Below are 26,240 nucleotides of genomic sequence, written 5' to 3'. Positions count from 1 at the left end.
TCACGGATGAATATCGCCTTTATCGGTCTAGGCAATATGGGTGGCAGAATGGCCCACAACCTACTCAAAGCCGGACTCACCGTCTATGGTTATGACCTTAGCGAAGTGGCCATTCAGCACTTTGCCGAGGCAGGTGGTGTGGTTTGTGACAGTCCTCAAGCGGCTGCCAAACAAGCCGATGTGCTGATCAGCATGTTACCTGCGGCCAAACATGTCAAAGAAGTCTATCTTGGTGAAGAGGGGGTACTTGAAGTACTGAAAGCAGGCAGCTTATGTATTGATAGCAGTACCATTGACCCGCAAACCATCAAGGATATTGCTGCGATTGCGCAGAGTAAAAATATTCATATTTGTGATGCGCCTGTTTCGGGTGGCACCATCGGTGCACAGGCGGGGACCTTGACCTTTATGGTGGGTGCCAATGATCAGACTTTTGATGAAGTCAAACCCGTACTCAGTCACATGGGCAAAAACCTGGTGCATTGCGGTGAGGTGGGTGCAGGTCAAATTGCCAAAATCTGCAATAACCTGATTCTCGGCATTTCGATGGCTGCCGTGGCAGAAGGCATGGCACTCGGTGCCAAACTGGGCATTGATCCAAAAGCCTTGGCTGGGGTGATTAATACCTCAAGTGGTCGTTGCTGGAGTTCGGAAGTCTGTAATCCATGGCCACAGATTAATGAAAATGCCCCCGCTTCGCGTGGCTATCAAGATGGTTTTGCCACACAGTTGATGTTGAAAGACTTGGGTCTTGCAGTAGAAGCGGCAGGGCAGGTCAAACAACCGATCGTATTGGGTGGGATGGTGCAGCAGCTGTATCAGCAAATGTGTATGCGCGGCAATGCGCATCTCGATTTTTCCAGCATTATTCAGCAATACCTGCCGCCAGAGGCATAACAGCTCAAGCCAAAGGATGGCTATCAAAAAATTAAACCCTGTCATGAATAACAATCAAAGCAGACTGAGGGAACACAGATGTTGAATTATAAAGAGACGGTACAGGCTTTTGATCTGCAAAGTACAGCAACACAGATGCTGTCAGGTTCAGTCGATGCATTGAATGCCTGTTATGAATGTTGTGATCGCCATGCACATGACGACAAGATCGCATTGTATTGGCAAGGCAAAGATGGTCGAAAAGAACAATACACTTTTCGCCAGTTACAGCAATGGTCGAGTCAATTTGCCAACTTCTTAAAATCACAGGGTGTAAAAGCAGGTGATCGTATTTCAGGATTATTGCCGAGAACACCAGAGCTGTTGGTAACGATTTTCGCTGCTTGGCGAATTGGTGCGGTATATCAACCTTTGTTTACTGCATTTGGGCCAAAGGCAATCGAGCATCGTCTGCAATTGGCACAAAGTAAGTTGGTGGTAACGGATACGGGTAACCGCCGCAAACTCGATGAAGTTGAGCGTTGCCCCGCAGTTGTCACGGTTGCAGATCAGCAAACGACACCGTTAAATCCAGAAGACTTTAATTTCTGGGATGAAGTACAGCAGCAACCTGAGCACTGTGACTTGGTCATGCGAAGCCTTCAAGACCCATTTTTATTGATGTTTACCTCGGGGACCACGGGCCCCGCTAAACCACTAGAAGTCCCGTTAAAAGCCTTACTGGCTTTTGCGCGTTATATGCAAGATGCGGTTGGTTTAAGGGAAGAGGATTCATTCTGGAATATTGCCGATCCAGGATGGGCATATGGCCTGTACTTCGGTATTACTGGTCCCTTATTTTTAGGGCACACCATTTTGTTCTACGATGGTGGTTTTAGCACGGACAGCCTGTGTCAAATTGTGAAGGATTATCAGATTACCAATCTGGCGGGGGCACCTACGGCTTACCGCATGATGATGGCGGCAGACCCTGCTCAAATGGCCGAGTTAAAAGGTCAGTTCCGTGTGGTCAGTAGTGCAGGAGAGCCATTGAATCCAGAAGTGATTCGCTGGTTTAAACAGGTGTTGGATGCACCGATTTATGATCATTATGGGCAAACTGAAGTGGGCATGGTGGTGTGTAATCACCATGGTTTAAGCCATGAGGTTCGTGCTGGTTCAGCGGGTTTTGCCAGTGCAGGCTATCGTGTTGCCGTGGTGAATGAACAAGGTGAAGAATTGCCTGCAGATACCCCCGGGATTTTAGCGGTGGATATCAGCCAATCCCCGATGATGTGGTTTGGTGGCTACCATGAAACGCGTAAATCACCTTTTATTGGTCAGTACTATTTGACGGGCGATACTGCCGAATTGCATGCCGATGGCAGCATGAGTTTTGTTGGTCGTAGTGATGATGTGATCACCACCTCGGGCTATCGGATTGGACCGTTTGATGTGGAAAGTGCCTTACTCGAACATGATGCGGTGGTTGAAGCAGCGGTCATCGGGGTGCCTGATCCAGAGCGTACCGAGGTAGTGAAAGCCTTTGTCATTTTATCGGCAGGCATTCAGCCTTTGGAGCAACTGGCTGAGGAATTGAGCCAGTTTGTGAAAAAACGTCTGTCTGCACATGCATATCCGCGTTTGGTCGAGTTCGTTACCGAACTGCCCAAAACTCCAAGTGGCAAAATTCAGCGCTTTTTATTACGTCATCAGGAAATTGCGAAACAGCAAGCAAAGGCAGGGTAAGGAACACAAGATGCAATTAACTGAAGAACAAAACTTAATTCGAGATATGGCGAAAAGCTTCGCTCAAGAACAAATCAAGCCCAATGCCAGTGACTGGGATCGACATGGCACTTTTCCGAAAGATGCCCTTGCACAAATGGGTCAGCTTGGCTTTATGGGCATGTTGATTCCCGAGCAATGGGGCGGTTCCGACACAGGCAACCTCGCTTATGTCTTGGCGCTTGAGGAAGTGGCCGCAGCAGATGGTGCCACTTCAACCATCATGAGCGTGCATAACTCGGTGGGTTGCGTGCCGATTTTAAAATTTGGTACCGATGAGCAGAAACAACGCTTCTTAAAACCATTGGCACAAGGTGAAATGATCGGTGCTTTTGCCCTGACTGAACCGCATACTGGTTCAGATGCGGCAGCCATTAAAACCCGTGCCGTGAAAGATGGCGATGACTATATTCTTAATGGTGCCAAACAGTTTATTACTTCGGGTGATAATGCAGGCGTGATTATCGTATTTGCCGTGACTGATCCAAGTGCGGGTAAAAAGGGCATCAGTGCCTTCCTCGTACCACGTGATACAGCAGGTTATGAGGTGATTCGCGTCGAAGAAAAACTCGGTTTACATGCCTCTGATACCTGCCAAATTGCGCTGACTGATGTGCGTATTCATAAAAGCCTGATGTTGGGTGCGGAAGGTGAGGGGCTGAAAATCGCGCTTGCCAATCTGGAAGGTGGTCGTATTGGTATTGCGGCACAGGCGGTCGGGTTGGCGCGTGCAGCATTAGAAGAAGCCACGCGCTATGCCAAAGAGCGTCTGACCTTTGGCAAACCAATTTTTGAGCATCAAGCACTGGCGTTCCGTCTTGCCAGTATGGCGACTGAAATTGAAGCAGCTCGACAACTGGTGCATTACGCTGCACGTCTTAAAGAAGCAGGGCAACCTTGTCTCAATGAAGCTTCCATGGCCAAGCTATTTGCTTCAGAAATGACTGAACGTGTCTGTTCAGCTGCGTTACAGGTGTTTGGCGGCTATGGCTATCTGAAAGACTTCCCGATTGAACGTATCTATCGTGATGCTCGAATTTGTCAGATTTATGAAGGCACCAGCGATATTCAACGTTTAGTGATCGCCCGTAGCTTATAACCAGAGAACAAGGAATCCGTGATGCAGTGGCAAACCATTTTATTAGAAAAACGTAATGGCGTAGGGTTGATTACGCTGAATCGTCCACAAGCCTTGAATGCGCTGAATAGTGAATTGATTAGTGAAATCAATCAGGCGTTGGATGCGTTAGAGAAAGATCGTGAGATTGGCTGCATGGTGTTAGCAGGTTCTGAAAAGGCCTTTGCCGCAGGTGCCGATATTAAGGAAATGGCCGAGCTGAACTTTCCCGATATTTATTTTGATGATTTTTTCCATCTTGCCGATCGTATCGCGCAACGCCGTAAACCTTTGATTGCTGCGGTCAGCGGCTATGCGCTTGGCGGTGGTTGTGAATTGGCCCTGATGTGTGACTTTATCTATTGTGCAGACAATGCCAAGTTTGGTCTGCCTGAAGTGACTTTAGGTGTAATCCCTGGGATTGGCGGCACACAACGTTTAACCCATGCGATTGGCAAAGCCAAAGCCATGGAAATGTGCTTTACCGCACGGCAAATGGGTGCAGTCGAAGCTGAACAAAGCGGGTTGGTGGCACGTGTGTTTCGTAAGGAAGAATTGCTTGAACAAACCCTGCAAGCCGCAGAAAACATTGCTGCGCGCTCTTTAACCGCCAACATGATGTTAAAAGAAACCATTAATCGCGCCTTTGAAGTCAATCTGACCGAAGGCTTACGTTTTGAAAGACGGATGTTCCACTCCATTTTTGCCACATCGGATCAGAAAGAAGGGATGCAGGCTTTTGTGGAAAAACGTCAGGCGAAATTTAAAAATCGATAAGAGATCAACAACAATGAATATCGAAAATCAGTTAATGATTGAGCAAAAAGGTAGTCTTGGCCTGATTAGCTTAGATCGGGTTAAACATTTAAATGCCTTGTCATTGGAGATGATTGAGGGCATCTGTAGTCAACTGGAATTATGGCGTTATGATGCAGCAATTCAGACAGTTTTGATTAAATCGAATAGCCCCAAAGCCTTCTGTGCAGGTGGTGATATTCGCTATCTATATGATAGCTATAAAAATGATACGGCTGATTATAAAGGTTATTTTAGTGCCGAATATAAAATGCTGAACCTGCTGCGTGACTATGCAAAGCCTGTGATAGTGGTGCTCGATGGTTATGTGCTGGGCGGTGGTTTTGGCTTGGCACAAGCTTGTCATATTGTGGTGAGCAGCGAAAAATCTCGATTTGCGATGCCTGAAACAGCGATTGGCTTTTTCCCTGATGTCGGGGCGACCCATTTCCTGTCTCGACTGGATGATATCGGCGTTTATCTGGCCATTACGGGCGAGCAGATCAGCAGTAGTGATGCCCTTTATTTAGATTTAATCGACTATCACGTACCCAGTGACAAGTTGGATGCTTTGCAAGAGGCATTGATCAATGAGCCGAATTTAAGCAAACAAAATATTGAGCATATTGTCGCTTGTTTTATTACTCGTCCCGCTGAAAGTGAACTGAAACAATTGACCGAAGCTATCCGTAAGCATTTTGGTTTTCAGCATTTGGATGAAATTGAGCAAAGTCTTGCAAATGAGCAGGATGAGCAATTGCAGCCTTGGGCAGAAAAAATGCTCAGCATCTTGCAGCAACGTTCGTTTATTGCCAAACAAACCAGTTTGAAACTACAACATTTAGGCCGCGGTCTTTCCTTGCCACAATGCATGCAACTGGAGCGTGACCTGCAAGATATCTGGTTTGAACATGGTGATTTTATTGAAGGGGTACGTGCCCTGATTGTGGACAAAGACAAACAACCACAATGGCAACAACGTAACCTCGAGCTGGAACAGATTCTAGAAAAACTCAGCTAAATCCAATCATGCATATTGACTCATCGAAGGAGTAGTAAAACGTTTGAAATGCTGATGGTCAGGATTGATGATCAGCAAAAAATATAAAACAAGAAAATCCAAGCAAGGAACATGATGATGCAAACAATACATGGAAACGGTTCATCTTCTAAAAAGTCATCCCACCGATTGGCAGGTATCTCCAGTATGGTGGGGACTACCATTGAGTGGTATGACTTTTTTATCTACGGTGCGGCAGCAGCTTTAATTTTCAATAAATTATTTTTCCCCAATTTAGATCCGCTGACGGGTGTACTTGCGGCGTTTGCAACCTATGCGGTGGGATTTATCGGTCGGCCATTGGGTGGTCTGGTGTTTGGGCATTTTGGTGACAAGATTGGTCGAAAATCGATGTTATTGCTCACCTTAATGTTGATGGGGATTCCCACGGTACTGATTGGTTTGTTACCCACTTATGAGTCGATTGGTTACTGGGCTGCAATTGGCTTGGTGATCTTAAGATTTATTCAAGGTATGGCCATGGGTGGCGAGTGGGGCGGTGCAGTGCTGATGGCGGTTGAACATGCGCCAGAAGGTAAAAAAGGATTTTGGGGAAGTCTGCCTCAAGCCAGTACTGGCGGTGGGTTAATGCTTGCCTCAATTGCACTAGGATTGGTTTCGTTATTACCTGAGCAAGCCCTATTTAGTTGGGGTTGGCGGATTCCGTTTCTAGCGAGTATTATTTTACTGGCAGTCGGTTGGTACATTCGAGTTAAAGTGCCAGAGTCACCAGATTTTGAAAAAGTGAAGCAGCAGGCGGAAGAAGTTAAAGTCCCTGCTTTACAGGTCTTTAAAAATCATCCAAAGCAACTGATCACTATTATCGTAGCGCGAGCGGCCGAGAATGCATGGTTTTATATTGCTTCTACCTTTACTTTGGCCTACACCACCACGCAATTAGGGATTGCCAGACAAGAGATCTTATTTGCCACCATTTGTGGGGCTATTGTGATTATGTTTATGACCCCATTATGTGGACATTTGTCCGATAAAGTCGGTCAGCGTAATATGTTTATGTTTGGCCTATGTGTGCTAGCACTATATAGCTACCCATTCTTTAGCATGCTCAATACCAAAGATCCTGTTTGGGTCTGGACTGCAATCGTGTTGGCGATCGGGGTGGTTTTTCCGATTATGTATGCACCACAGGCACAGCTTTTTGCCCGTCAGTTCCCCGCAGAAATTCGCTATAGCGGTATCTCGATTTCGGTGCAGTTGGCTGGTGTATTGGGTGGTGGTCTTGCGCCACTGATTGCGACAAAGTTACTTAGTGTCGGTGGTGGTAGCCCTCATCTGATTATGATGTATATTGGCAGTATGGCAGTGATTGCGATTATCTCGACCACCTTTATGCCACGTGATCGAAAATATGGTGTGGTAGTAGAAACTGAGATGAAAAAACCAAGTCTCAATTTGGATACCAAGATTACAGAACAGTCTTAACTTTATGTTCCACGTGGAGCATAAATGTTGTTCATGAATATATTTAATATTGTGGGAAGAGCACTAAATCATTTGGACCTATTTAGTGCTCTTTGAGACAGAAGAAACATGAACAACTTTATAAAACTATAATTGAATCCAAGTTGTTTTCAGTTGGGTGAATTTATCAATTGCATGTAAAGATAAATCACGTCCATAACCTGATTGTTTATATCCCCCGAATGGGGTGCTGACGTCCAAGGCATCCACAGTATTAATAGATACTGTACCGACCAAGAGCTGTTTAGACAGGAGGATTGCTTTCTGAATGTCTTTTGTCCAAATCGAGGCTGCTAATCCATAAATAGAGTGGTTAGCCAGTTCTACAGCCTCTTCTTTCGTTTCAAATGTTGTAATGGCGACAACTGGACCAAAAACTTCATTATGGAAGATATTAAAATTAGGATCTATACCAATCAAAACTGTAGGTGCCACATAAGTCGATACATCTAAATACGCGTCCAGTTGTAATTCAATAGTATGGCATTGCGCACCTTGGACCTTGGCTTGATGAATAGCTGCTCTTACATTCTGCGCATGTTGTTGATCAATCAAACAGCCCATATTGGTATTCGGGTCTAAAGGATCGCCAACCACGAGATTTTTAGCTTTTTCTACAAATTTTTCTATAAATTGTTGAGCAATACTTTTTTCTAATAAGATGCGGGAATTGGCAGAACAAACCTCACCTTGATTATAAAAAGCACCGAAAATCGCTTTCTCAACGGCTCGATCTAAATCGGCATCAGCAAAAATAATGTTGGCACTCTTTCCTCCAGTTTCAGGCCATACAGGTTTCATATTAGATTCGGCTGAATAGACTAAAAACTTTTTTGCCGTTTCCGTAGAACCTGTGAATACTAAACAATCTACATCTGGATGTCGTCCAAGTGCCTGTCCAGTGATATGACCCAAGCCTGTAACCACTTGAAAAACACCATCGGGAATGCCAGCTTGTTTTGCGAGTTCTGCTAGTTTTAGCGCTGTAAATGGCGATTGCTCAGCTGGTTTTAACACAACGCAGTTTCCTGTAGCTAGAGCAGGCGCGAGTTTCCAACTCGCCAAATCAAGTGGGAAGTTCCAAGGTACAACTGCAGCAACAACGCCGATAGGTTCACGGCTCACCATTGCCAGCTGATCCTTACTTGTTGGTGCAATTTCATCGTAAATTTTATCAATACTCTCGGCATACCACTCAAAGCAGGATGCAGCGCCAGGAATATCAACATTGAGTGAGTCTTGAATCGGTTTGCCGACATTTAATGTTTCCAGCAAAGCGAGTTCTTCTGCATTTTCACGAATAAGGTCAGCAAGTTTTTTTAATTTTTGTTTACGTTCGCGAGGTGATAAACAAGACCAGACACCGCTTGTAAAAGCATTTCTAGCATATTGAACGACCTGATCGACTTCATCAGCATCACATGCAGACATATCAACTAAATGTTCAGCTGTAGCAGGATTTGATACGCTATAGCTATGCTGACTCTTCACATATTTTCCATCCATAAAATAGGAAGATGGAAGTTTTGTTTGAGTAAGTTGATTTAACCAATCCTGTTTTAATTTCATTGAATTTCCCTGCAATTCTAGCTATATAGAATGCTTAAACGTATTATTTTTAGCTAATTTTGTGAATTCGCTTTATATAAGCCTTAGGTTAAGAAAAAACAAATTAGATATTTGTTTGGGCACATCTCTCATTATTTAATCAACATAATCTGATTTAAACGTTAACGACGAATCGCGTTGAGTAAGCGTTCAAAAAAATCATCACATTCCTGCATTTGTGAGATCTCGATATATTCATCTGGTTTATGTGCAACTTGAATAGAGCCTGGGCCACACACTAAAACAGCAGAATTCAATTGTTGATGAAACAGTCCTCCCTCAGTTCCAAATGAAATTTTCTGTAGCTCTGCAGCTGGATCAACGAGAGTTTGTAAGAACTTAACCGCTTGTATTGTTGTTGACGTATTCAAGCCCGGGTATTGATTTATTTCCTGAAAACTTACAAATTTTGCATGAGGGCTTTGCTCAATATAGTTAAAAATTTTCTCTTGAACCGAATTTATATTTTGTTCAGCGATATTACGAATTTCATAATCTAAAATGCATTCATTGGGGACGATATTTAATGCTTTTCCTCCCTGAATTTTTCCGACATGTACAGTGGTAAAAGGGACGTCGTAGGCCGTATCTAAACGTGGACCTTCAGCAATCTCTTTTTGAGTAAATGTGATTGCCTCAATAACGCTTTGCGCACAGTGAATCGCATTTACATATAAAGGTGCTAAAGCAGAGTGTCCCTCTTGCCCATGACAAATTGCTTTGAATACAGCTTTACCTTTATGTCCTGTTGCAATATTCATACTGGTGGGTTCGCCAATAATGCACAGCTCGGGTTGAACAATTAATTCAGAAAGTTGCTTGAGAATTCCTCGTACTCCAATACAGCCAATCTCTTCATCATATGAAAGGCATAAATGTAGCGGTTTAATCAATTGTTGGGTCTGTGCTGCTTTAAGCATGGCATGCATTGCACATGCGATAAAACCTTTCATATCCGCTGTGCCGCGACCATAAATTTTATTATCTTTAATAGATGCTTGAAACGGTTCAGTACTCCAAGCTTGACCTGCAACGGGCACGACATCTGTATGCCCAGATAGCAATATCCCAGCTTGATCTTGAGGACCTATGCTTGCCAATAAGTTGGCTTTGGTCTGCTCTGTATTGAAATTTAAAGTAATACGAATCCCTTCAGGTTCAAGTAAATCTTTTACAAACTGAATTAACGCTAAATTGCTTTTATAGGAAGTTGTATCAAATGCAACAAGTTGCTTGAGTAAGTCAATACTCGACAGATTAGACATCTGAAGAATCCTTGTGGGTTTGAGTTTTAATATGTGGATCATAGAAATGAGCAGAGCTCATACCGGGGATAAAGTGATCTGAGATAAAGCTTTTACAACGGCTAATAAAAGCTTGCACAACAATATTTGTTGGTACGTTTTTAGGTGTAGCAATACCTATATGCATAGGCCGATGTTCATCGGCAATACGGATGCGGATTAGGCGTTTACCATCTAGGCTGTAATTGTTCTTAGGACGGACATTTAAAATTGTGTAGCCAATATTATTGGCAACCATTGAGCGTACCACATCAATATTTTTTGAAGATCGTACAACGTTTGGGTTTAGATTTTGGGTGCGAAATAGAGATAAGAAATATTCATTGCTATAGGGCATATCTAGAAGAATCATTGGATATTGTGATAGTTCTTCTAAAGTTACTGCTGGCGATGCGGCTAAAGGGTGTTCCTCGCTCACGAGCGCATGTGGTGGCAGTTTAGTTAAAGACTCAAAATGAATCAGATGTTCATCAATATTAAGATCGTAAGTTAAAGCAACATCGAGATCATTGCGTATCAGAGAACTCAGAAGAGCTTGTTGATCATCTTCATAAAGATCTAAAGAAACCTGTTTATATAAATTGGAAAATCCATGGATGATATCTGCGTAGACCATCGGAGCAAAAGCGGGAAAACAACCGAGTTTTAATGGCCCGCGGATTGAGCCTGAAAATTCTGCGGCGAGAGAGTATAGGCCCGAAGCTTGGTTCAGAATGTGTTTACATTCCAACATGACATTCTTACCTACAGCAGTTGGAATTAAGCCTTTAGCGTGTTGACGAATAAATAGTTGGGTTTGTAATTCTGATTCAATATGTGCGATTGCAGCAGAAATAGATGGAGAAGATACATGTATCTTCTCCGAAGCAATAATGATGCTGCCACATTCAGCAGTTGCAACAAAGTATTCCATTTGTCTTAAAGAAATTCGATTTAACACTTTGGATACATCTCCATTGTATATCCCAAAAAAGTTTATTCATTTCCTGGAACACCATAGCTAGGAGCACTTGTTGGGTCTAAAGCTCTTAAAACATAATCATCAACTTGAGGTTCATATATTTGCCATAGTGCTATAAGTTCAGAAATGGGTTGATCTGACCAGTCCACTCGCAAATCGATAATTGGCCACTCCAATTTGTCAACAACCAAGAGACCAGCAGAATGTACATCTCCAGCTTCACCACCTGCTTGTTCTCCAGCTTGCAGTGCATACAGCAGGCGCTCAGCTAAAGCGCCTTTACTTTGCTCGAAATGTTCTAGCATGGCACTTGTAACAAGATCATTATCAAGTAAATTTCCTGCACAAACCACATGTGTCCCAATGTGTTGAGCATATATGCCTAATGTATTTTTTCCGCTAAATGCAAAGGGCTTATTGACTGTATCAAGTAAACTTAATTGGCGATATTCAATAAAATCAGTATTTTTAGTTAACTCAGTGATCGCATTTTTGGGTGAAAGATTATATTTGGCCATTTCAAGCAAAATGTTGGCCAGTTGGGGATCTGTTATATTTTGACTGGCTGCGACACCAACACCTGCCTTGGCTCGTATACATCTTGATGCGACAGCAGGAGAGGATGAACTGATCGCTGCACCGAACTGTCCTGTTTCACTACATCTAGCAATGATTGAAAATGTCATGTTGCTCTCGTTTTTTAGTCTGGAATAACAGCTGTTGCATCAACTTCTACAAGCCATTCGGGACGTGCCAAAGCTGAAACAACGAGCCCCGTTGAGACGGGATAAACACCTTTGAGCCATTTACCAACTACGCGATATACATCTTCACGGTAGCGTGGATCTATGATGTAGATGGTAATTTTACAAATATCGGCCAATTCTCCACCTGCTTCCTTGAGTAGCATGTCAATGTTATACATTGCTTGTTCGGTTTGACCTGTGACATCTGCAAGAGCAACACTTTCCGATGTATCGAGGTTCTGTCCGATTTGTCCGCGCAGAAAAACAGTTCGACCACGCGCAACGACAGCTTGGCAAAGATCATTATCTAAGTTCTGTTCTGGATAGGTTTTTTTTGTGTTAAATGTACGAATACGAGTATGTTTCACTGCATAATCCTAGGTAAATAATTATGTTTATCTAGTATGCGCAGTTCGTGTGTAGTCACAATTTTTGTTTTCCTTTCTATTAATTTACTTTTTCCGTATTAATGACAAAATTAAAATTTTATTTTGAATAAATCTATTTATTTCATTTGTTTATAGCCTTGATTCAGCTTTTTTGAGTCACTTGTTCTGAATATCCTATTTTCTCTTTGTTTCAGTGCTACCTATATTTTTCCTAAAAGCGTTGCGTGTTGTCTTGAAGCATGGATCTTTCATTTTTCATAAACAGAAATATGAAGAACACATATACAAGTTAAGCAATGTGAGATCGACAGTTGATAGTAAACGTGTACCAGACGTTTGAAAAAAGTTGCTATGAGCAACTGACTCCATTCGACAAGGAAAAATGATGAGCTTAGATAAATTAGAAATAGATACGGTAGTTGTCGGTGCAGGCCAAGCTGGGGTTGCGATGAGTGAGCACCTTACCGAACTTAAAATTCCGCATGTGGTACTAGAAAAAAATCGTATTGCAGAAGCATGGCGTACACGTCGTTGGGATTCATTGGTCGCGAATGGACCGTGTTGGCATGATCGATTTCCTAATATGGAATTTGATGCTGATCCAGATACTTTTGTACATCATGACCAAGTTGCTGAATATTTTGAAAAATATGCAAAACGATTTAATGCTCCAATTCATAGCAATGTTGAAGTCAAAAAAGTTCAATTAAATAAGCAAGGTGCTGGTTTTATTGTTGAAACGTCTATAGGTACATTGACGGCACAACGTGTTGTTGTGGCAACAGGACCTTTCCAAAAAGCAATTATTCCCCCCATTGCCCCTAAAAATGATGGTTTATATCAAATCCATTCAGATCAATATAAAAATCCCAAGCAAATGCCTGATGGCGCTGTTTTAGTTATTGGTTCTGGTTCTTCTGGTGTACAGATCGCGGATGAGTTAAATCGTGCAGGTAAAAAGGTGTATTTATCTGTAGGGGCACATGAGCGTCCTCCACGAGTTTATCGTCAACGTGACAATGTTTGGTGGTTAGGTGTATTGGGAGGTTGGGATAGTAGTAAGACCGATACTGGGCCTTTGAAAGGTTTGGCTGTTAGTGGAGCACATGGTGGGCACTCCATTGATTTTAGACGCTTAGCGTTAGACGGCATCACACTGTTGGGTATGACGAAACAATTTGAAGGTGAAAAGGTCAGTTTTCAAAATGATTTACAAACGACATTACAAGACAGTGATAAGGCTTATTTCGAATTTTTAGATACTGCGGATGCTTATGTGCAGCGTACTGGCATTGACTTACCTGAGGAGCCTGCAGCCCGAACTGTCTTAGATGATGCGGACTGTATTCAACAACCAATTCTAGAACTTGATTTAGCTCAAGAGGGTATTACCTCAATCATTTGGGCATCAGGCTTTGGTTTTGATTATAGCTGGCTAGAAGTAAATGCTTTTGATTTGAATGGTAAGCCTCAGCACAAACTTGGTATATCAACCGAACCTGGGATTTATTTTATTGGTCTGCCTTATTTATATGGCCGTGGCTCAAGCTTTATTTGGGGAGTCTGGCATGACGCAAAACGGGTGGCAGGACACATTGATATTCAACGTAATTATTTGGAATATAAAGATAAAAATCAAAGAAATGTAATCAATAAAGAAGAAAAAACTGCATGAGATAAGTTTTAAATTTAAGCGTTTAATCTCCACACTAGGAGGAGCACATGACGGTAAGAAATAATAGGCAAGGAAGCAGCTCAATTCATCAAGTAAAAGTGGTGAGTAAAAAACAATTAAGTTTATTTAATTTAATCGCTATTGCTGTTGGCTTGGTGCTATCACAAGGTGTGATGGTTGTTATTTTGCAAGGATTTGGATTGAGTGGAATAAGCTTCTTTATCCCGCTCATCATTGGGTTTGTTTTAGCACTTACTTATGCTGCATCTTTTGCCGAGCTAGCACTATTAATTCCCAAAAATGGCAGTATAAGTGATTATAGTCTGGTTGCAACAGGACATTTACCAGCAATGCTTTCAGTCTTCTGCGGTTATATCGTGGTCGCGATGTTTGCTGTTTCTGCTGAGTTAATTCTAATAGATGGCGTTATACAAAAAATATTTAAGGTTGATGTTCCATATTTTGGGATTGGTTTTCTTATTTTGTTTATGTCAGCAGGCCTCAATCTACTCAAAATTGATATTTTTTCAAAAGTACAGAACACCTTGGCTTTCATCATGGTTCTTTTGCTGCTTTTGCTAGGTCTGTGTGCTATTAGCGGTTGGTTTTACCCGCATACGCAAGTGGTCGATTATAAATTTACTTTTGATAACAATACTGTGGCACTTGTTGCTTTGGCTTTTTGGGGATTTGTGGGCGCAGAGTTTGTTGTTCCGATGATCGAAGAGTCAAAGGATGCGAGTAAGAATATCCCCAAATCGATGTATATAGGCTTAACCACCATTTTTATAACGATTTCTTTATATGGGCTAGGCGCACTTTATTTCTTACCAAAAGAGCAATTGGTTAATTCTTTGACTCCCCATATTGAATATGCAACGGCTGTGTTTGGGCAGACAGGCTTATTATTTATTGCGGTAGGTGCTGTTTTTGCCACTCTAAGTACATTGAACACGACTTTGGCTGCCTTGCCCCGTATGTTGCAGGGTATGGCTGTAAATAAACAGGTTTTATCTATTTTTGCTCGCATTAATAAGAAAAACAATGTGCCTTGGGTGGGGGTCTTATTTATTGCCTTCATCATCATGATACCCATGCTGTTCTCACACAGTGAAACAGAAGTCATTAAAGTTCTTCTCACAGCAGCTTGTATCTCTTGGTTAATCGCATATGTGATTGCACATACGAACGTGATTGTTTTGCGAAAACGATACCCACAGATGAACAGGCCTTATAAAGCACCTTTTTATCCATTCCTTCAAATTATTGGAATTATCGGGATGGTTCTTACAATTTTCTATGCTGTTCCTACATCAGATTTGCGAATCAAAATATTTACTTGGGTTGGCATCGTTATTGGCTTAACCACAATCATAAGCATTCTCTGGATCAAATTAGTGATGAAGAAACAACTCTTTCAACCTGAATCAATCGAAAGCTTAATGAAATGAAACTAGAATTTTAACAAGGAGTAATAACATGAATCAGTTATCAACAACACAAATCACTGAAATTTGGCAAAAAGATAAAGATCACCATATTCATCCATGGACTGACTTTGCAACATTTAAAGATGAGGGAGCCATGATCCTTGCGCAAAGCGAAGGGTGTTATGTTTTTGATGCTGAAGGTAATAAATATCTCGATGGCATTGGTGGTTTATGGTGTGTGAACGTTGGTTATGGGCGTCAAGAAATAGCAGATGCTATTTCAGAACAGATTATGCAAATCCCATATTATTCAGCATTTGGGCATCATACTTCGATTCCTGCTGCAAAATTATCGGCAAAAATAGCGGAATTGGCACCAGGAAATCTTAATCATGTTTTATTTGGCTGTGGTGGTTCAGTTGCCAATGATACCGCCGTGCGAGTCATTCACTTTTATTTTAATCAACTTGGTAAACCAACGAAGAAAAAATTAATTTCCCGAAAAGATGGTTATCACGGTAGTACATATATCAGTATGTCATTAACTGGGGTTGAGTTTGACCATATCGGTTTTGATATCGAACGTGAATTGGTGCACCACATTTCCTGTCCTAATCCATATCGTAGGGCTGAAGGCCAGAGCCTAGAGGATTTCTGTGACGAAAAAGTTCAGGAGTTAGAAAATAAAATTCTAGAATTAGGTCCAGACAATGTCGCTGCTTTTTTTGCGGAGCCGATTATGGGGGCAGGTGGGGTAATCGTGCCGCCTGCTGGCTATCATAAGAAAACCTTAGACGTCTGTCGAAAATATGGTGTGTTGTACGTATCAGATGAAGTCGTTACCGCATTTGGTCGCCTAGGGCACTTTTTTGCTTCAGAGTCTGAATTTGGTATTGTTCCAGATATTATTACTTGTGCCAAAGGTTTATCTTCTGGTTATTTACCTTTGGGCGCAACCCTTATTTCTGATGACATCTATGAAGTCATTAGTAAGCCTCAGGCCGATGGTGCGCTATTTACACATGGTTTTACTTACTCTGGTCATCCCGTTTCTTGTGCCGCAGCTTTAAAAAATATTGAAATTATCGAGCGTGAAAACCTACTCCAACATGTCAATGATGTTGGTCAATATTTTGAAGATCAATTAAAAACATTGGTTGACTTGGACATTGTGGGTGAGGTGCGCGGTAAGAAATTTATGATGTGCATTGAAAACTTAGCCAATAAGAAAACCAAGGAACTTTTCCCGAGCTCAGTTAATGTCGGATCTCGCATTGCCGATTATTGCCAACAAGATGGTTTGATCATTCGGCCCGTTGGGCATATGAATATTATGTCGCCACCCTTGATCTTAAATAAAGAACATGTGGATTTCATCATCAGAACATTGCGGAAAGCAATTTTAAACACGATCGCTGATCTTAAAGGTGAAGGTTATTTAGCTGCTTAGATTTTGAAAAGTAAGATTTAAATGAGAGGTGTTTGAATCTTACTTTTTTCATTTTAAATGAAGCTTTTATTTTTTATTACTACCATTTTTCGAATTTTCTATATCTCTGAATCGTTGGTGCTAACCACAATTGAATGACTGGCTTTTTTAATAGAGGCAGAGGAAGTCACATTCTAAATTTTTTAAAAAGGAATTTTTACATGCTGAGATTTCATCAAAGTTTGATGGCAATGCTGCTGTTTTCTAATTCTATTTATGCAGCAGATACTAATAAAAAAATCAATATTTCTGGTTCATTAACACTGGTTTCTGATTATGTTCTGCGTGGTGCAACGAATTATCCTGAGAAATCTGATGCTACATTACAGGGTGTTTTAACACTGAGTTATGACAGTATCTATGTGAGCTATTTTGGCTCTAAGTTGGGTTATTCGTTTTCTGAGATGCAACACAAAAATAAAATTTTAACTGATCCTAACTTAACTGATCGTGAGAAAACAGAAAATATTGATGTATTAAGAAAGCCTTCATCAGACTACTATGAGCATGATCTTATTTTAGGCTATAAAACAAGCTTAGATAAATGGGATTTAGACTTTAATATGGCGACTTATCTATATCCGGGTGGGAAAAATACAACAAGTGTTGAGATGGGTATCTTTTTGAATCGGTTGTTGAATGACCGTATTGGAAATAGCATAAATTTGACACTTCAAACTTATTTAAATGATGTTGTTTATGCAAGTCAATTTGATACCTACCTAACATTGAGCTATCTCCATCCTTTAATCAATAATTTTAGTCTCGGTCTTTCTAGTGCATTTTCATATTTTAATGATAATGGGAAATATGAAGGTGGTTCATTTCTGAATACAACTGAAGATTTTGCATGGAGATTTACCGCTGTTGAGTTATCTCGTCCAATTTTAAAAGATCAGAGTGCTTTAATATCAATGAAGTATATATTTGGTGGAGAGAATCGTTCTGGAGAAGGGCAGAAGAATATGCCTGTTTTTAGTGTAAGTTATAATTTTTAAGTAGTATCGCTATTTGCCCAAAGAGCTCCTGCAAATAAAAAATATTGAAACATCAACATAAAAAAAGCCCTAATCTTTCGACTAGGGCTTTTTTTGAATCTGGAGCGGGAAAGGAGACTCGAACTCCCGACCCCAACCTTGGCAAGGTTATGCTCTACCAACTGAGCTATTCCCGCTAATTGAGCAGTTTTTACTAAAACTTACACTAAAAAATTTGAGCGGGAAAGGAGACTCGAACTCCCGACCCCAACCTTGGCAAGGTTATGCTCTACCAACTGAGCTATTCCCGCATGCCGTGTATAATACATTATGCAAAAATAGGGTCAATAATTTTATGCAAAGAAATTGATTATTTGCATAAAATTAAAGCATTTTCATGCAAAAAAAGCATGGGGAAGCAAATTTTTGTACAAAAGTTTCCCTCAGATTCCGCTCATGTATACTAATGAGCTATCTCAATCTGACCTTACAGAGTGACTGATGAACTTAGAACAACAGTTGATTGAACATTTAAACACCCTCGCACCTACCCATCTTGAAGTGATTAATGAGTCGGCAGGGCATGGCGGATATTTCCCGGGTAAAGAATCACACTTTAAAGTCATCGTGGTAAGTGATGAATTTCAAGGACTACGTTTAGTACAACGTCATCAAAAAATTTATGCTGTTGCAGCAGAGTTGATGAGTCCTGGTCGAATTCATGCACTTGCGATTCATGCTTATGTACCGAGTGAATGGCAAGGCCAAGCACCTGCCAGCCCTGAATGTGCACATGCACCAAAAAGCTAAGGATCAATGATGGACCTCTTCCTTACTAAAATTGTGCATATGTCCGCAGTGAGCTTATTGATCATTGCTTTTGTATTACGTGGTTCAACGCTCTTTGTTGGGGTACAAGATCAACAACCCAATCCAAAAGCACGTAAAGGCTTGGTGGGATTACAACATCTATCTTTGACCTTAATTATTGTGACGGGTGCGGTTTTACTGTTCATGAATAACTTTGAGGTGCAGCCTTGGTTCTACGCCAAAGTGATTTTATTTTTTGTGTTGTGGTCTTCTTTGATCAAAACCTATAAAAAGGACAGCAGCATTTTATTGCAACAACGCCGTGCAGGATTACTCATCGGGACAGTGGCGATGCTGGGTATTCTTGGTTTGGTGATGATTAAGCCTGTTTTTGCCTGATTGTTCGACACATTGTTTGAGTAATTGTTTTGTCACTAGGTTAAACTGCATGCAGTTTACAAAAATATTATAGAGGGAAATCATGTTAACGCGTGTGGTGTTTAACCAAAAAGGTGGTGTGGGGAAATCAAGTATTACAGTCAATCTCGCTGCGATTAGCGCGAAACAAGGATTTAGAACCTTGGTGATTGACCTTGATCCACAAGCGAATTCAAGCCAATACCTTTTAGGTGAAGATGCAACCTATTCTGCGGATAAAGCAGCATTAGAGCCAAACATTGAAAATTTCTTTGATGATATTTTAGGTAGTACGCAGCAAAAGGGCTTGATCGGCAATGCGATTGGTTCAATCCTGAAAGCACCACGAGGCAAAGGCTTGGACAGCTATGTACACCGTTCTTCTTTTGATAATCTGGATGTGATTCCTGCAAGCCCAAGCCTAGGTGCATTGGAGCATGCACTGGAAAGTAAGCACAAAATTTATAAATTACGTGATTCGATTCAGTCTCTCAGTGCGCGCTATGACCGTATCTTTATTGATACGCCACCTGCGTTTAACTTCTTCACTTTATCTGCATTAATTTCAGCAGATCGCGTGCTGATTCCATTCGATTGTGATGTGTTTTCAAAACGTGCGTTACAAACTTTGATTGAAAATGTACTCGAAACCCAAGATGATCATAATGATCGCTTAGAGATTGAGGGAATTGTGGTCAATCAGTTCCAATCTCAGGCAAAATTACCTCGTGAAGTGGTTCAACAGTTAAAAGACGAAGGCTTGCCTGTGCTGGATAGCATGTTGCCGCCATCGATCTTGATGAAAGAATCACATCAAAAGAATTTACCCTTGATTCATTTGGCATCTGACCACAAATTGACCGTCGCTTATGTGACCCTGTTCAATGAGATTGAATCAAAGAAATAAGAGAATCTTATGAAACGCTTATATTGGATGCCTGTTTTGGCAGCGAGCATGTTATTGGGTGCATGTGCATCAACGGTTAAGCCTGCCTATGTGTCGCCTACACAATATCAAGCCCTTGGTTGCCAGCAGTTGCAAGCCGAGTACAACCGTATTCAGCTTTATATCGAAAATGGTGTACAAACACCAAAACGTACTGGTGTAGGGGTTGGTCTTGGACTTGGTGGGGGCTGGGGTAGAGGCGGTTGGGGCTTTGGCCCATCGATCTCGGTCAATATGGGACAGTCAATGAATACCAAAAATACTGAACTTGCCAATGTATTGGGACAACAAGATGCAATTGTACAAGCAGCGAAATTCAAAGGTTGCCCAATCATTGTGAAGCAACGTCCAAAATCATAAATTTTGTGTACTGATCGCCATTGTTCGCAATGGCGATGACTAACTAAATTATAGCAAAATGTTTCAAAATATAATGATAAAAATCAAATAATTGAATTAAAAACATCTCGTAAGTTACTGATTTGTCTTGTTCAACCACACTGCTAAAATTTGTGTTTTTGCCCTAAATTCGTTTAAGGTGGCGCCCATGTATAGTTGTTCGGTATGTGTATGATTGAGAGTTGGTTTTTTGTTTTGGCGATGTTGGCGGTATTGTTAATACCAGGTCCGACCAATGCTTTGCTTGCCAGTGCAACACATCAACATGGTGTACCTAAAACGATAACGTTTATCCCGATTGAATGGTTGGGTTATCTGTATGGCATTAGTTTATGGGCACTTTTCATTCATTTATTTGATCCGATTTGGCCAGCAATTGGTGCAATTTTACATACCGCAAGCTTGCTCTATGTACTTTGGATGGCCTTTCATCTTTGGAAAGGGTCGCATCTACAAAAACATGATCAACATCACCAGCATATTCGTAAAAGACAGTTATTTATCTCAACCCTAAAAAATCCTAAAACAGTGTTATTGGCTTCAGGAATTTTCCCGAGCGAAACATGGAATTCGATTGAGCAGGCTGCACTGGTATTTGCGGTGTTTAGTTTGATCCTGATACCCGTGAGTATCTTTTGGATGCTGTTTGGGCGTGCGTTATTGGCGGGAAGTTTGGTTGGAATCAAAGCCGACCACTTATATAAAGGGTCGGCGATGTTATTGCTGATTTGTATGTTGCCAATGATCTTTCGGTTGTTTTAAAAAACAAACCTAGATTTATTGTGCTTTACGATTATTCAGCTTTTGACGAATAAATCCAATCACACCCGGTAAAATACTGATAATAATGATACCGAAAATTAAATGGGTGAAATTATCTTTCACGATTGGCATATTTCCGAATAAATAACCAAGCGTAATGAACGATGCAATCCAGCAAAATGCGCCAACCACGTTATAGGTGAGGAAGAATTTATAATTCATGCTCCCTGCACCTGCAACAAATGGGGCAAAAGTACGTGCGAAGGGTACAAAGCGAGCAAAAATAATGGTTTTACCGCCGTGACGTTCAAAGAACTGCTGGGTTTTAATCAAATGTTGTTTATTGATAAAGCGAGAATTAGTTTCAAAAACACGTGGACCAATATAACGACCAATATGGTAGTTCAAGGTGTCACCAAGGACCGCAGCGATAAATAATAAAACACCTAGTACCCATGGATCCATTGCTCCTGTTGAAGCCGCCAATGCACCTGCAGCAAATAACAAGCTATCACCCGGTAAAAATGGCATCACCACTAAACCAGTTTCAACAAAAATAATTAAGAATAAAATGGCATAGATCCATACGCCATAATTGGTAATAAATTCTAAAAGGTGTTCGTCAACGTGCAGAATAAAATCAATGAGTTCCATGAAGATGTTAACACTATAAATGTGAGCTAAATCCTAGCAGCGCATCTGTAGAATGTCAGTATAAAAAGCAAATTAATTGGTAACTTTCAGAGAAGGGAAATTGGAAACAATGGTTTAACGGGAAAGACAATTTCTATTGTTGCAAATAAGGAACGATGTGTTAACTAAACTAGTGTTTATTGCAAAAGTAAAGATACATAAACTTGCTACTATGTTAAAAAACGAACAGTGTGGAATCAACCATGTTTAATCCAAATGTTGTTGTAAAAAATATCGTAACGCAATCTGGTGTATCAAACGTTGTCATTTTAGTTGCACGTTTATTAATGGCTTATATCTTTCTTGTTGCAGGTTGGGGCAAGATCGTTGGTTATGCTGGCACAGCGGGCTATATGGAATCAATGGGTGTTCCGGGTGCTCTATTACCATTGGTGATTCTGATGGAGTTTGGTGGTGGTTTGGCGCTGCTATTCGGTTTCCAAACACGTTTTGCATCTTTGGGTTTAGGGCTTTTTAGTATTATTACAGCCTTTATCTTCCATGCTGGTGCAGAAGATGCCATTAACTTTATGAAGAACTTTGCAATGGCGGGTGGTTTCTTTGCATTAATGCTCTATGGTGCAGGTCGTTTTAGTCTCGATCATTTGATTGAAAAATAACAATAGCAATAAGATACCCCGCTTTAATCAGCGGGGTTAAGCATATGTATGCATTACATAGATTACGCTTGATTACAAACTTAAGCCGACATCATCGACTATTTCTGTTTAGATTATAAGTTGTTAGAACAAAATAGGACATGAAATGAAAAGAATGATTGCAAGTTGTGGGATTGTCGTTTTAACGGGATTGTCTACGTTGACATGGGCAGGTAAAGATGACCATGTGATTGTACAAGAGGCTGCAAAGAATGTAGTTACGGTCAGTCAAGTTGCCAAACTGAAAGATGAAACGGGCGTGACACTGACAGGCCAAATCACGAAACATTTACAAAGTGATCATTATGAGTTCAAAGATCAAAGCGGTACGATTGGTATTGAAATTGATGATGATATCTGGCGTCAAGCGGGTCTAAAAGTCGGTGATCATGTGCGTTTGGTCGGTGAAGTAGATACGCACCGTTATAAACCGACAGATATTGAAGTGATTAGAATTGAAAAGCATGCGCATAAATAATGCCATTAAAAAAAGGAAGCTTAAGCTTCCTTTTTTATCATTGAAATGATTAGAGCATAAAGTGAATTTGCATTTCCCCAACCAGAAAACCGAGCACAGCACCGACAATAATCAATGACCACTCATCTTCTTTAAAGGCTGGACGCAGCATACCTTCAAACTCTTCAGGGCTGAGTTTCTGCATGCGCTCAACTAATGTATTCCGCACATTCATCGCATCTTCTGCATAAGATTCAACATAGCGCATCGTGTCTGGAAGTTGTTTTAAAATGCGTTCAGCCACTTCTGCTTTCAAGTTCTGATATTTTTCACCGCCAATTGCATAAACAACTAATGGGCGGACAATACCAGCTTGTAAATCAATTTCTTGTTTGACTTGACGGCTGACCAGCTCAATGACTTTATCCGAATGTGTGCCTGAAAAAAGCTCTTCCATCATGTTGCGTGAGGTCAAGAGTTGTTTAGAAATCAACGCAGCATAATCCGCAGCAACTTCATTTTGGCGTTTAATGAATAAACCCTGCCATGTATAGCCCATAATCTTTTTCGGATACAAAGGTCTAAACATCATTTGCAAAGCCATCCAGTCGCTAAAGAAGCCGACAAAGCCGCCAAACATCGGCAGCATCCATGGATATTTGCCTTGGGTCACGATCCAGCACAACATTTGCACCACACCAATCGCGAAGCCAAAAACAAAGCCGACATTACTAAAGAATTTGAATTCCTGTTTGCCGACTTTCTTAAAAATTTCGTTGAGGAGGCGTTTATCTTTGAGCAGGTTGTTGACCACCATATGTTTGATGTCGAAGTACTTGGTCACATCCTTTTGTACTTCACTCATAATATGTTCAACAATTTCAGGCGCTTTCGCCTGAACTCGTTTAATCAGTTTTTGTCGTGCAAACTCAGGCATGCCTTCCCATAAACCCGGCTGATATTGCTGTGCAACTTCTCGGGTAATGTCTTCAGCTGCTGCCATCAATGGTTTTTCAATTTCTTGGGCAATACGTTTCGGGTCGAGGCGGGCAAAAATTTCTTCAGGTTTGATGAGTTTAGAGGTCATCAACTCCACCGCAGTGGTGGCCATTTTTTCTGCTTTGCGAGGAACAATCCCTTGCCATCCAAGTGGCAGACCAAATAATCGCAACCCTTTAAATTCAAGCGGTGAAAACATCATTTGAATGGCAATGACTTTGGTCACATAACCAATAAAGCCACTGATAAATGGGATTGAGATGTATAACCAGAAATTCTGTTGAAAATCCGCAATCATTTCTTGAAACATTATTTTATTGGTCCTTCAAGTCCTAATTGTTGCTCGTGGTCGGGCAAGCGCTAGATGATGATAGTGAAATATTTTGGATATTGGTGATGCACCCATATCTTTAAATTTTTTAGTTACCCTTTATTTTTCCTTTGAATAAGGTCATCACAATCGTATAAAAAGGTAACGATGTTGTCGAATGAATACCTTTCCATGGCAATGCACATTTCGACTCATTATCTTAGCACCAATTTTTGTTTTGTGTTGAGCAGAATAGGCAACAATTGTTGATTTAACTCTCCTTATTGGCAGCAGGTTTGTGAAATTTTAGTTTAAATATCAGCGTTTATTGGTCAGCCTAACTAAAAAATCAGATAGATGATGAATTGCGGTGCGTCAAAGCGTGAAAAATGTTAGAATGTGGCGCTTAATTCATTTGCCTTTAAGATGAACCATGACGACCAATACTCAAATTACTGAAGATCGTATCCTTATTTTGGATTTCGGCTCTCAATATAGCCAGCTCATTGCACGTCGTGTACGTGAAGCGGGTGTCTATTCTGAAATGTATGCATTCGATATGTCTGAAGCAGACATTCGTGCGTTTAATCCAAACGGGATTATTTTGTCAGGTGGCCCTGAGAGCGTACATGAAGAAGGAAGCCCACGCGCGCCGCAAGTTGTATTTGAATTAGGCGTACCAGTATTGGGTATTTGCTATGGTTTACAAACCATGTCTGAACAACTTGGCGGTAAAGTAGAGCCAGGTACAGTGCATGAGTTTGGCTACGCCGAAGTTGATATTCTTGTACGTGATAAATTAATTGGTAAGTTACAAGATCGCGAAGACCAACTTCATGTATGGATGAGCCATGGCGATAAAGTCAGTGCAATTCCAGAAGGTTTCCAAGTCACTGCAAGCACGCCAAGCTGCCCATTCGCTGCTGTGAGCGATGAAACACGTCGTTTCTATGGTGTTCAGTTCCACCCAGAAGTGACTCACACTGCAAAAGGTGCTGAATTACTATCTAACTTTGTACATCAGATTTGTGGTTGCCGTGGTCTTTGGACACCGGAACACATTATCGATCTACGTGTAGAGCAGTTACGTCAGCAAATTGGCAATGAAAAAGTCTTGCTTGGTTTATCTGGTGGCGTTGATTCTTCAGTTGTAGCTGCATTATTGCACAAGGCAATTGGCGACCAGTTAACTTGCGTATTTGTAGACAATGGTTTACTTCGTTTAAACGAAGGTGATCAAGTGATGCAAATGTTTGCAGAAAACATGGGTATTCGTGTGATCCGTGCTGATGCTGAACAGCGTTTCTTATCTGCATTGGCTGGTGAAGTTGATCCTGAGAAAAAGCGTAAAATCATTGGTCGTGAATTTATCGAAGTATTTGCAGAAGAAGCACGTAAACTTGATGGCGTGAAATTCTTGGCACAAGGTACGATTTACCCAGACGTAATCGAGTCTGCTGCTACTAAAAATGGTAAAGCACACGTGATTAAATCACACCACAATGTGGGTGGTTTACCTGATGATTTAGAATTTGAATTGGTTGAGCCATTACGTGACTTGTTCAAAGATGAAGTGCGTAAATTGGGTACAACACTTGGTTTACCACACAGCATGATTTACCGTCATCCATTCCCAGGTCCAGGTTTAGGCGTACGTATTTTGGGTGAAGTGAAAAAAGAATATGCAGATATTCTTCGTCTTGCTGACGATATCTTTATGCAAGAGCTTCGTGCAAGTGGTTGGTACGACAAAACTGCTCAAGCATTTGCGGTATTCCAACCAGTGAAATCAGTAGGTGTTGTAGGTGATGGTCGTCGTTATGCATGGGTGATTGCACTTCGTGCTGTTGAAACCGTTGACTTTATGACAGCTCGTTTTGCACACTTGCCATACGAATTGGTTGATAAAATCTCAACCCGTATCATGAATGAAATTAAAGATGTTTCACGTGTTGTGTATGACGTGTCATCTAAACCACCAGCAACGATTGAGTGGGAATAAGACCAAGGGCAGGATGAAAATCCTGCCTTTTTTATGCTATAGCCCTCTATAACACGCTGAAATAGTTTAATTGCCCAGAATCTATCACC

At 41.2% G+C, this 26,240-nt stretch carries 25 protein-coding genes and 2 tRNA genes; 18 read left to right on the top strand and 9 right to left on the bottom strand.

The genetic code is table 11. The features are described from left to right. Positions 1-6: 6 nt before the first annotated feature. The 6 genes from mmsB to FPL17_RS13560 all read left to right on the top strand — a co-directional run bounded on the left by mmsB (position 7) and on the right by FPL17_RS13560 (position 7,079). Positions 7-897 (top strand): 3-hydroxyisobutyrate dehydrogenase, encoded by an 891-nt coding sequence (mmsB, locus tag FPL17_RS13585; protein ID WP_159885536.1) that lies wholly within the window; start codon positions 7-9, stop codon positions 895-897. 78 nt (positions 898-975) lie between these two features. Further along, entirely contained in the window at positions 976-2,625 is a 1,650-nt protein-coding gene (locus FPL17_RS13580) for an AMP-binding protein (protein WP_159885534.1), read from the top strand. A 10-nt stretch (positions 2,626-2,635) separates the two neighbouring features. Beyond that, the gene (locus FPL17_RS13575; RefSeq protein ID WP_159885532.1) at positions 2,636-3,763 is read left to right on the top strand and encodes an acyl-CoA dehydrogenase family protein; all 1,128 of its coding nucleotides are present in this window, start codon (positions 2,636-2,638) and stop codon (positions 3,761-3,763) included. A 21-nt stretch (positions 3,764-3,784) separates the two neighbouring features. Then, positions 3,785-4,558 (top strand): enoyl-CoA hydratase, encoded by a 774-nt coding sequence (locus FPL17_RS13570; RefSeq protein WP_159885531.1) that lies wholly within the window; start codon positions 3,785-3,787, stop codon positions 4,556-4,558. Between the two features lie 13 nt (positions 4,559-4,571). Then, positions 4,572-5,597 carry an enoyl-CoA hydratase/isomerase family protein gene (locus FPL17_RS13565; protein WP_159885530.1) on the top strand — a complete coding sequence of 342 codons (1,026 nt, stop codon included), beginning with the start codon at positions 4,572-4,574 and terminating at the stop codon, positions 5,595-5,597. 117 nt (positions 5,598-5,714) lie between these two features. Beyond that, positions 5,715-7,079, top strand: coding sequence for an MFS transporter (locus FPL17_RS13560; RefSeq protein ID WP_159885529.1), 1,365 nt, complete (start codon positions 5,715-5,717; stop codon positions 7,077-7,079). A gap of 126 nt (positions 7,080-7,205) precedes the next feature. Here the strand turns inward: FPL17_RS13560 and FPL17_RS13555 are convergent, their stop codons facing one another. The 5 genes from FPL17_RS13555 to FPL17_RS13535 all read right to left on the bottom strand — a co-directional run bounded on the left by FPL17_RS13555 (position 7,206) and on the right by FPL17_RS13535 (position 12,105). After that, positions 7,206-8,687: an aldehyde dehydrogenase gene (locus FPL17_RS13555; RefSeq protein ID WP_159885528.1), complete on the bottom strand. Its 1,482-nt coding sequence runs from the start codon at positions 8,685-8,687 to the stop codon at positions 7,206-7,208. Positions 8,688-8,848: 161 nt separating this feature from the next. Beyond that, a complete protein-coding gene (gene argE / locus FPL17_RS13550) occupies positions 8,849-9,991 on the bottom strand; it encodes an acetylornithine deacetylase (RefSeq protein WP_159885527.1) in 1,143 nt (380 codons plus the stop codon). Further along, the gene (locus FPL17_RS13545) at positions 9,984-10,970 is read right to left on the bottom strand and encodes a LysR family transcriptional regulator (RefSeq protein ID WP_159885526.1); all 987 of its coding nucleotides are present in this window, start codon (positions 10,968-10,970) and stop codon (positions 9,984-9,986) included. Before FPL17_RS13545 ends, argE begins: the two co-directional genes overlap by 8 nt. A gap of 35 nt (positions 10,971-11,005) precedes the next feature. Further along, positions 11,006-11,677, bottom strand: a complete 672-nt coding sequence (locus FPL17_RS13540) for a DUF1028 domain-containing protein (protein ID WP_159885525.1) — start codon at positions 11,675-11,677, stop codon at positions 11,006-11,008. A 14-nt stretch (positions 11,678-11,691) separates the two neighbouring features. Then, on the bottom strand, positions 11,692-12,105 hold the full coding sequence (locus FPL17_RS13535; RefSeq protein WP_159885524.1) for a RidA family protein: 414 nt from the start codon (positions 12,103-12,105) through the stop codon (positions 11,692-11,694). Positions 12,106-12,511: 406 nt separating this feature from the next. Between FPL17_RS13535 and FPL17_RS13530 the strand changes: the two genes are divergently transcribed. From FPL17_RS13530 to FPL17_RS13515, 4 genes are all read left to right on the top strand, one after another. Next, positions 12,512-13,801, top strand: coding sequence for a flavin-containing monooxygenase (locus FPL17_RS13530; RefSeq protein WP_159885523.1), 1,290 nt, complete (start codon positions 12,512-12,514; stop codon positions 13,799-13,801). 47 nt (positions 13,802-13,848) lie between these two features. Continuing rightward, positions 13,849-15,252, top strand: coding sequence for an APC family permease (locus FPL17_RS13525; RefSeq protein ID WP_159885522.1), 1,404 nt, complete (start codon positions 13,849-13,851; stop codon positions 15,250-15,252). Positions 15,253-15,280: 28 nt separating this feature from the next. Beyond that, positions 15,281-16,681, top strand: a complete 1,401-nt coding sequence (locus FPL17_RS13520; RefSeq protein ID WP_159885521.1) for an aminotransferase — start codon at positions 15,281-15,283, stop codon at positions 16,679-16,681. Between the two features lie 200 nt (positions 16,682-16,881). Further along, positions 16,882-17,718, top strand: a complete 837-nt coding sequence (locus FPL17_RS13515; RefSeq protein ID WP_159885520.1) for a TorF family putative porin — start codon at positions 16,882-16,884, stop codon at positions 17,716-17,718. A gap of 100 nt (positions 17,719-17,818) precedes the next feature. On the opposite strand, the gene FPL17_RS13510 is transcribed toward FPL17_RS13515, so the two are convergent. Beyond that, positions 17,819-17,894: transfer RNA gene (locus tag FPL17_RS13510), tRNA-Gly, on the bottom strand. Positions 17,895-17,935: 41 nt separating this feature from the next. Beyond that, a tRNA-Gly gene (locus tag FPL17_RS13505) sits at positions 17,936-18,008 on the bottom strand. 190 nt (positions 18,009-18,198) lie between these two features. On the opposite strand from FPL17_RS13505, the gene FPL17_RS13500 reads away from it, so the two are divergent. From FPL17_RS13500 to FPL17_RS13480, 5 genes are all read left to right on the top strand, one after another. Further along, positions 18,199-18,507: a BolA family protein gene (locus tag FPL17_RS13500; protein ID WP_004801908.1), complete on the top strand. Its 309-nt coding sequence runs from the start codon at positions 18,199-18,201 to the stop codon at positions 18,505-18,507. A 9-nt stretch (positions 18,508-18,516) separates the two neighbouring features. After that, positions 18,517-18,906: a SirB2 family protein gene (locus FPL17_RS13495; protein WP_159885519.1), complete on the top strand. Its 390-nt coding sequence runs from the start codon at positions 18,517-18,519 to the stop codon at positions 18,904-18,906. An 82-nt stretch (positions 18,907-18,988) separates the two neighbouring features. Then, entirely contained in the window at positions 18,989-19,831 is an 843-nt protein-coding gene (locus FPL17_RS13490; protein WP_004801912.1) for a ParA family protein, read from the top strand. Between the two features lie 9 nt (positions 19,832-19,840). Then, positions 19,841-20,230 (top strand): hypothetical protein, encoded by a 390-nt coding sequence (locus tag FPL17_RS13485; RefSeq protein WP_005186579.1) that lies wholly within the window; start codon positions 19,841-19,843, stop codon positions 20,228-20,230. 210 nt (positions 20,231-20,440) lie between these two features. Further along, positions 20,441-21,031 (top strand): LysE family translocator, encoded by a 591-nt coding sequence (locus FPL17_RS13480; RefSeq protein ID WP_005186582.1) that lies wholly within the window; start codon positions 20,441-20,443, stop codon positions 21,029-21,031. Between the two features lie 15 nt (positions 21,032-21,046). Here FPL17_RS13480 and FPL17_RS13475 read toward each other — a convergent pair whose 3' ends face one another. Continuing rightward, complete coding sequence (locus tag FPL17_RS13475; RefSeq protein ID WP_151716504.1) at positions 21,047-21,685, bottom strand: DedA family protein; 639 nt, start codon at positions 21,683-21,685, stop codon at positions 21,047-21,049. 242 nt (positions 21,686-21,927) lie between these two features. Between FPL17_RS13475 and FPL17_RS13470 the strand changes: the two genes are divergently transcribed. Both FPL17_RS13470 and FPL17_RS13465 read left to right on the top strand, forming a co-directional pair. Beyond that, a complete protein-coding gene (locus FPL17_RS13470) occupies positions 21,928-22,344 on the top strand; it encodes a DoxX family protein (RefSeq protein ID WP_005186591.1) in 417 nt (138 codons plus the stop codon). A gap of 145 nt (positions 22,345-22,489) precedes the next feature. Continuing rightward, complete coding sequence (locus tag FPL17_RS13465) at positions 22,490-22,861, top strand: NirD/YgiW/YdeI family stress tolerance protein (protein ID WP_159885518.1); 372 nt, start codon at positions 22,490-22,492, stop codon at positions 22,859-22,861. A 49-nt stretch (positions 22,862-22,910) separates the two neighbouring features. On the opposite strand, the gene FPL17_RS13460 is transcribed toward FPL17_RS13465, so the two are convergent. After that, entirely contained in the window at positions 22,911-24,137 is a 1,227-nt protein-coding gene (locus tag FPL17_RS13460) for a DUF445 family protein (protein WP_171067187.1), read from the bottom strand. 445 nt (positions 24,138-24,582) lie between these two features. Here FPL17_RS13460 and guaA point away from each other — a divergent pair, with 445 nt between their 5' ends. Beyond that, positions 24,583-26,151, top strand: coding sequence for a glutamine-hydrolyzing GMP synthase (guaA, locus tag FPL17_RS13455; protein ID WP_159885517.1), 1,569 nt, complete (start codon positions 24,583-24,585; stop codon positions 26,149-26,151). Positions 26,152-26,240 lie beyond the last annotated feature (89 nt).

The organism is Acinetobacter dispersus (assembly GCF_009884975.1).
Lineage (GTDB): Bacteria > Pseudomonadota > Gammaproteobacteria > Pseudomonadales > Moraxellaceae > Acinetobacter > Acinetobacter dispersus.
Note: the sequence above shows the minus strand (reverse complement) of the source record. Positions and strands in the feature narration are given on the sequence as shown.

Coding starts and splice junctions, on each gene's coding strand:
- mmsB (WP_159885536.1), top strand. CDS start 7: ATGAATATCGCCTTTATCGGTCTAGGCAATATGGGTGGCAGAATGGCC.
- FPL17_RS13580 (WP_159885534.1), top strand. CDS start 976: ATGTTGAATTATAAAGAGACGGTACAGGCTTTTGATCTGCAAAGTACA.
- FPL17_RS13575 (WP_159885532.1), top strand. CDS start 2,636: ATGCAATTAACTGAAGAACAAAACTTAATTCGAGATATGGCGAAAAGC.
- FPL17_RS13570 (WP_159885531.1), top strand. CDS start 3,785: ATGCAGTGGCAAACCATTTTATTAGAAAAACGTAATGGCGTAGGGTTG.
- FPL17_RS13565 (WP_159885530.1), top strand. CDS start 4,572: ATGAATATCGAAAATCAGTTAATGATTGAGCAAAAAGGTAGTCTTGGC.
- FPL17_RS13560 (WP_159885529.1), top strand. CDS start 5,715: ATGCAAACAATACATGGAAACGGTTCATCTTCTAAAAAGTCATCCCAC.
- FPL17_RS13555 (WP_159885528.1), bottom strand. CDS start 8,687: ATGAAATTAAAACAGGATTGGTTAAATCAACTTACTCAAACAAAACTT.
- argE (WP_159885527.1), bottom strand. CDS start 9,991: ATGTCTAATCTGTCGAGTATTGACTTACTCAAGCAACTTGTTGCATTT.
- FPL17_RS13540 (WP_159885525.1), bottom strand. CDS start 11,677: ATGACATTTTCAATCATTGCTAGATGTAGTGAAACAGGACAGTTCGGT.
- FPL17_RS13530 (WP_159885523.1), top strand. CDS start 12,512: ATGAGCTTAGATAAATTAGAAATAGATACGGTAGTTGTCGGTGCAGGC.
- FPL17_RS13525 (WP_159885522.1), top strand. CDS start 13,849: ATGACGGTAAGAAATAATAGGCAAGGAAGCAGCTCAATTCATCAAGTA.
- FPL17_RS13520 (WP_159885521.1), top strand. CDS start 15,281: ATGAATCAGTTATCAACAACACAAATCACTGAAATTTGGCAAAAAGAT.
- FPL17_RS13515 (WP_159885520.1), top strand. CDS start 16,882: ATGCTGAGATTTCATCAAAGTTTGATGGCAATGCTGCTGTTTTCTAAT.
- FPL17_RS13500 (WP_004801908.1), top strand. CDS start 18,199: ATGAACTTAGAACAACAGTTGATTGAACATTTAAACACCCTCGCACCT.
- FPL17_RS13495 (WP_159885519.1), top strand. CDS start 18,517: ATGGACCTCTTCCTTACTAAAATTGTGCATATGTCCGCAGTGAGCTTA.
- FPL17_RS13490 (WP_004801912.1), top strand. CDS start 18,989: ATGTTAACGCGTGTGGTGTTTAACCAAAAAGGTGGTGTGGGGAAATCA.
- FPL17_RS13485 (WP_005186579.1), top strand. CDS start 19,841: ATGAAACGCTTATATTGGATGCCTGTTTTGGCAGCGAGCATGTTATTG.
- FPL17_RS13480 (WP_005186582.1), top strand. CDS start 20,441: ATGATTGAGAGTTGGTTTTTTGTTTTGGCGATGTTGGCGGTATTGTTA.
- FPL17_RS13475 (WP_151716504.1), bottom strand. CDS start 21,685: ATGGAACTCATTGATTTTATTCTGCACGTTGACGAACACCTTTTAGAA.
- FPL17_RS13470 (WP_005186591.1), top strand. CDS start 21,928: ATGTTTAATCCAAATGTTGTTGTAAAAAATATCGTAACGCAATCTGGT.
- FPL17_RS13465 (WP_159885518.1), top strand. CDS start 22,490: ATGAAAAGAATGATTGCAAGTTGTGGGATTGTCGTTTTAACGGGATTG.
- FPL17_RS13460 (WP_171067187.1), bottom strand. CDS start 24,137: ATGATTGCGGATTTTCAACAGAATTTCTGGTTATACATCTCAATCCCA.
- guaA (WP_159885517.1), top strand. CDS start 24,583: ATGACGACCAATACTCAAATTACTGAAGATCGTATCCTTATTTTGGAT.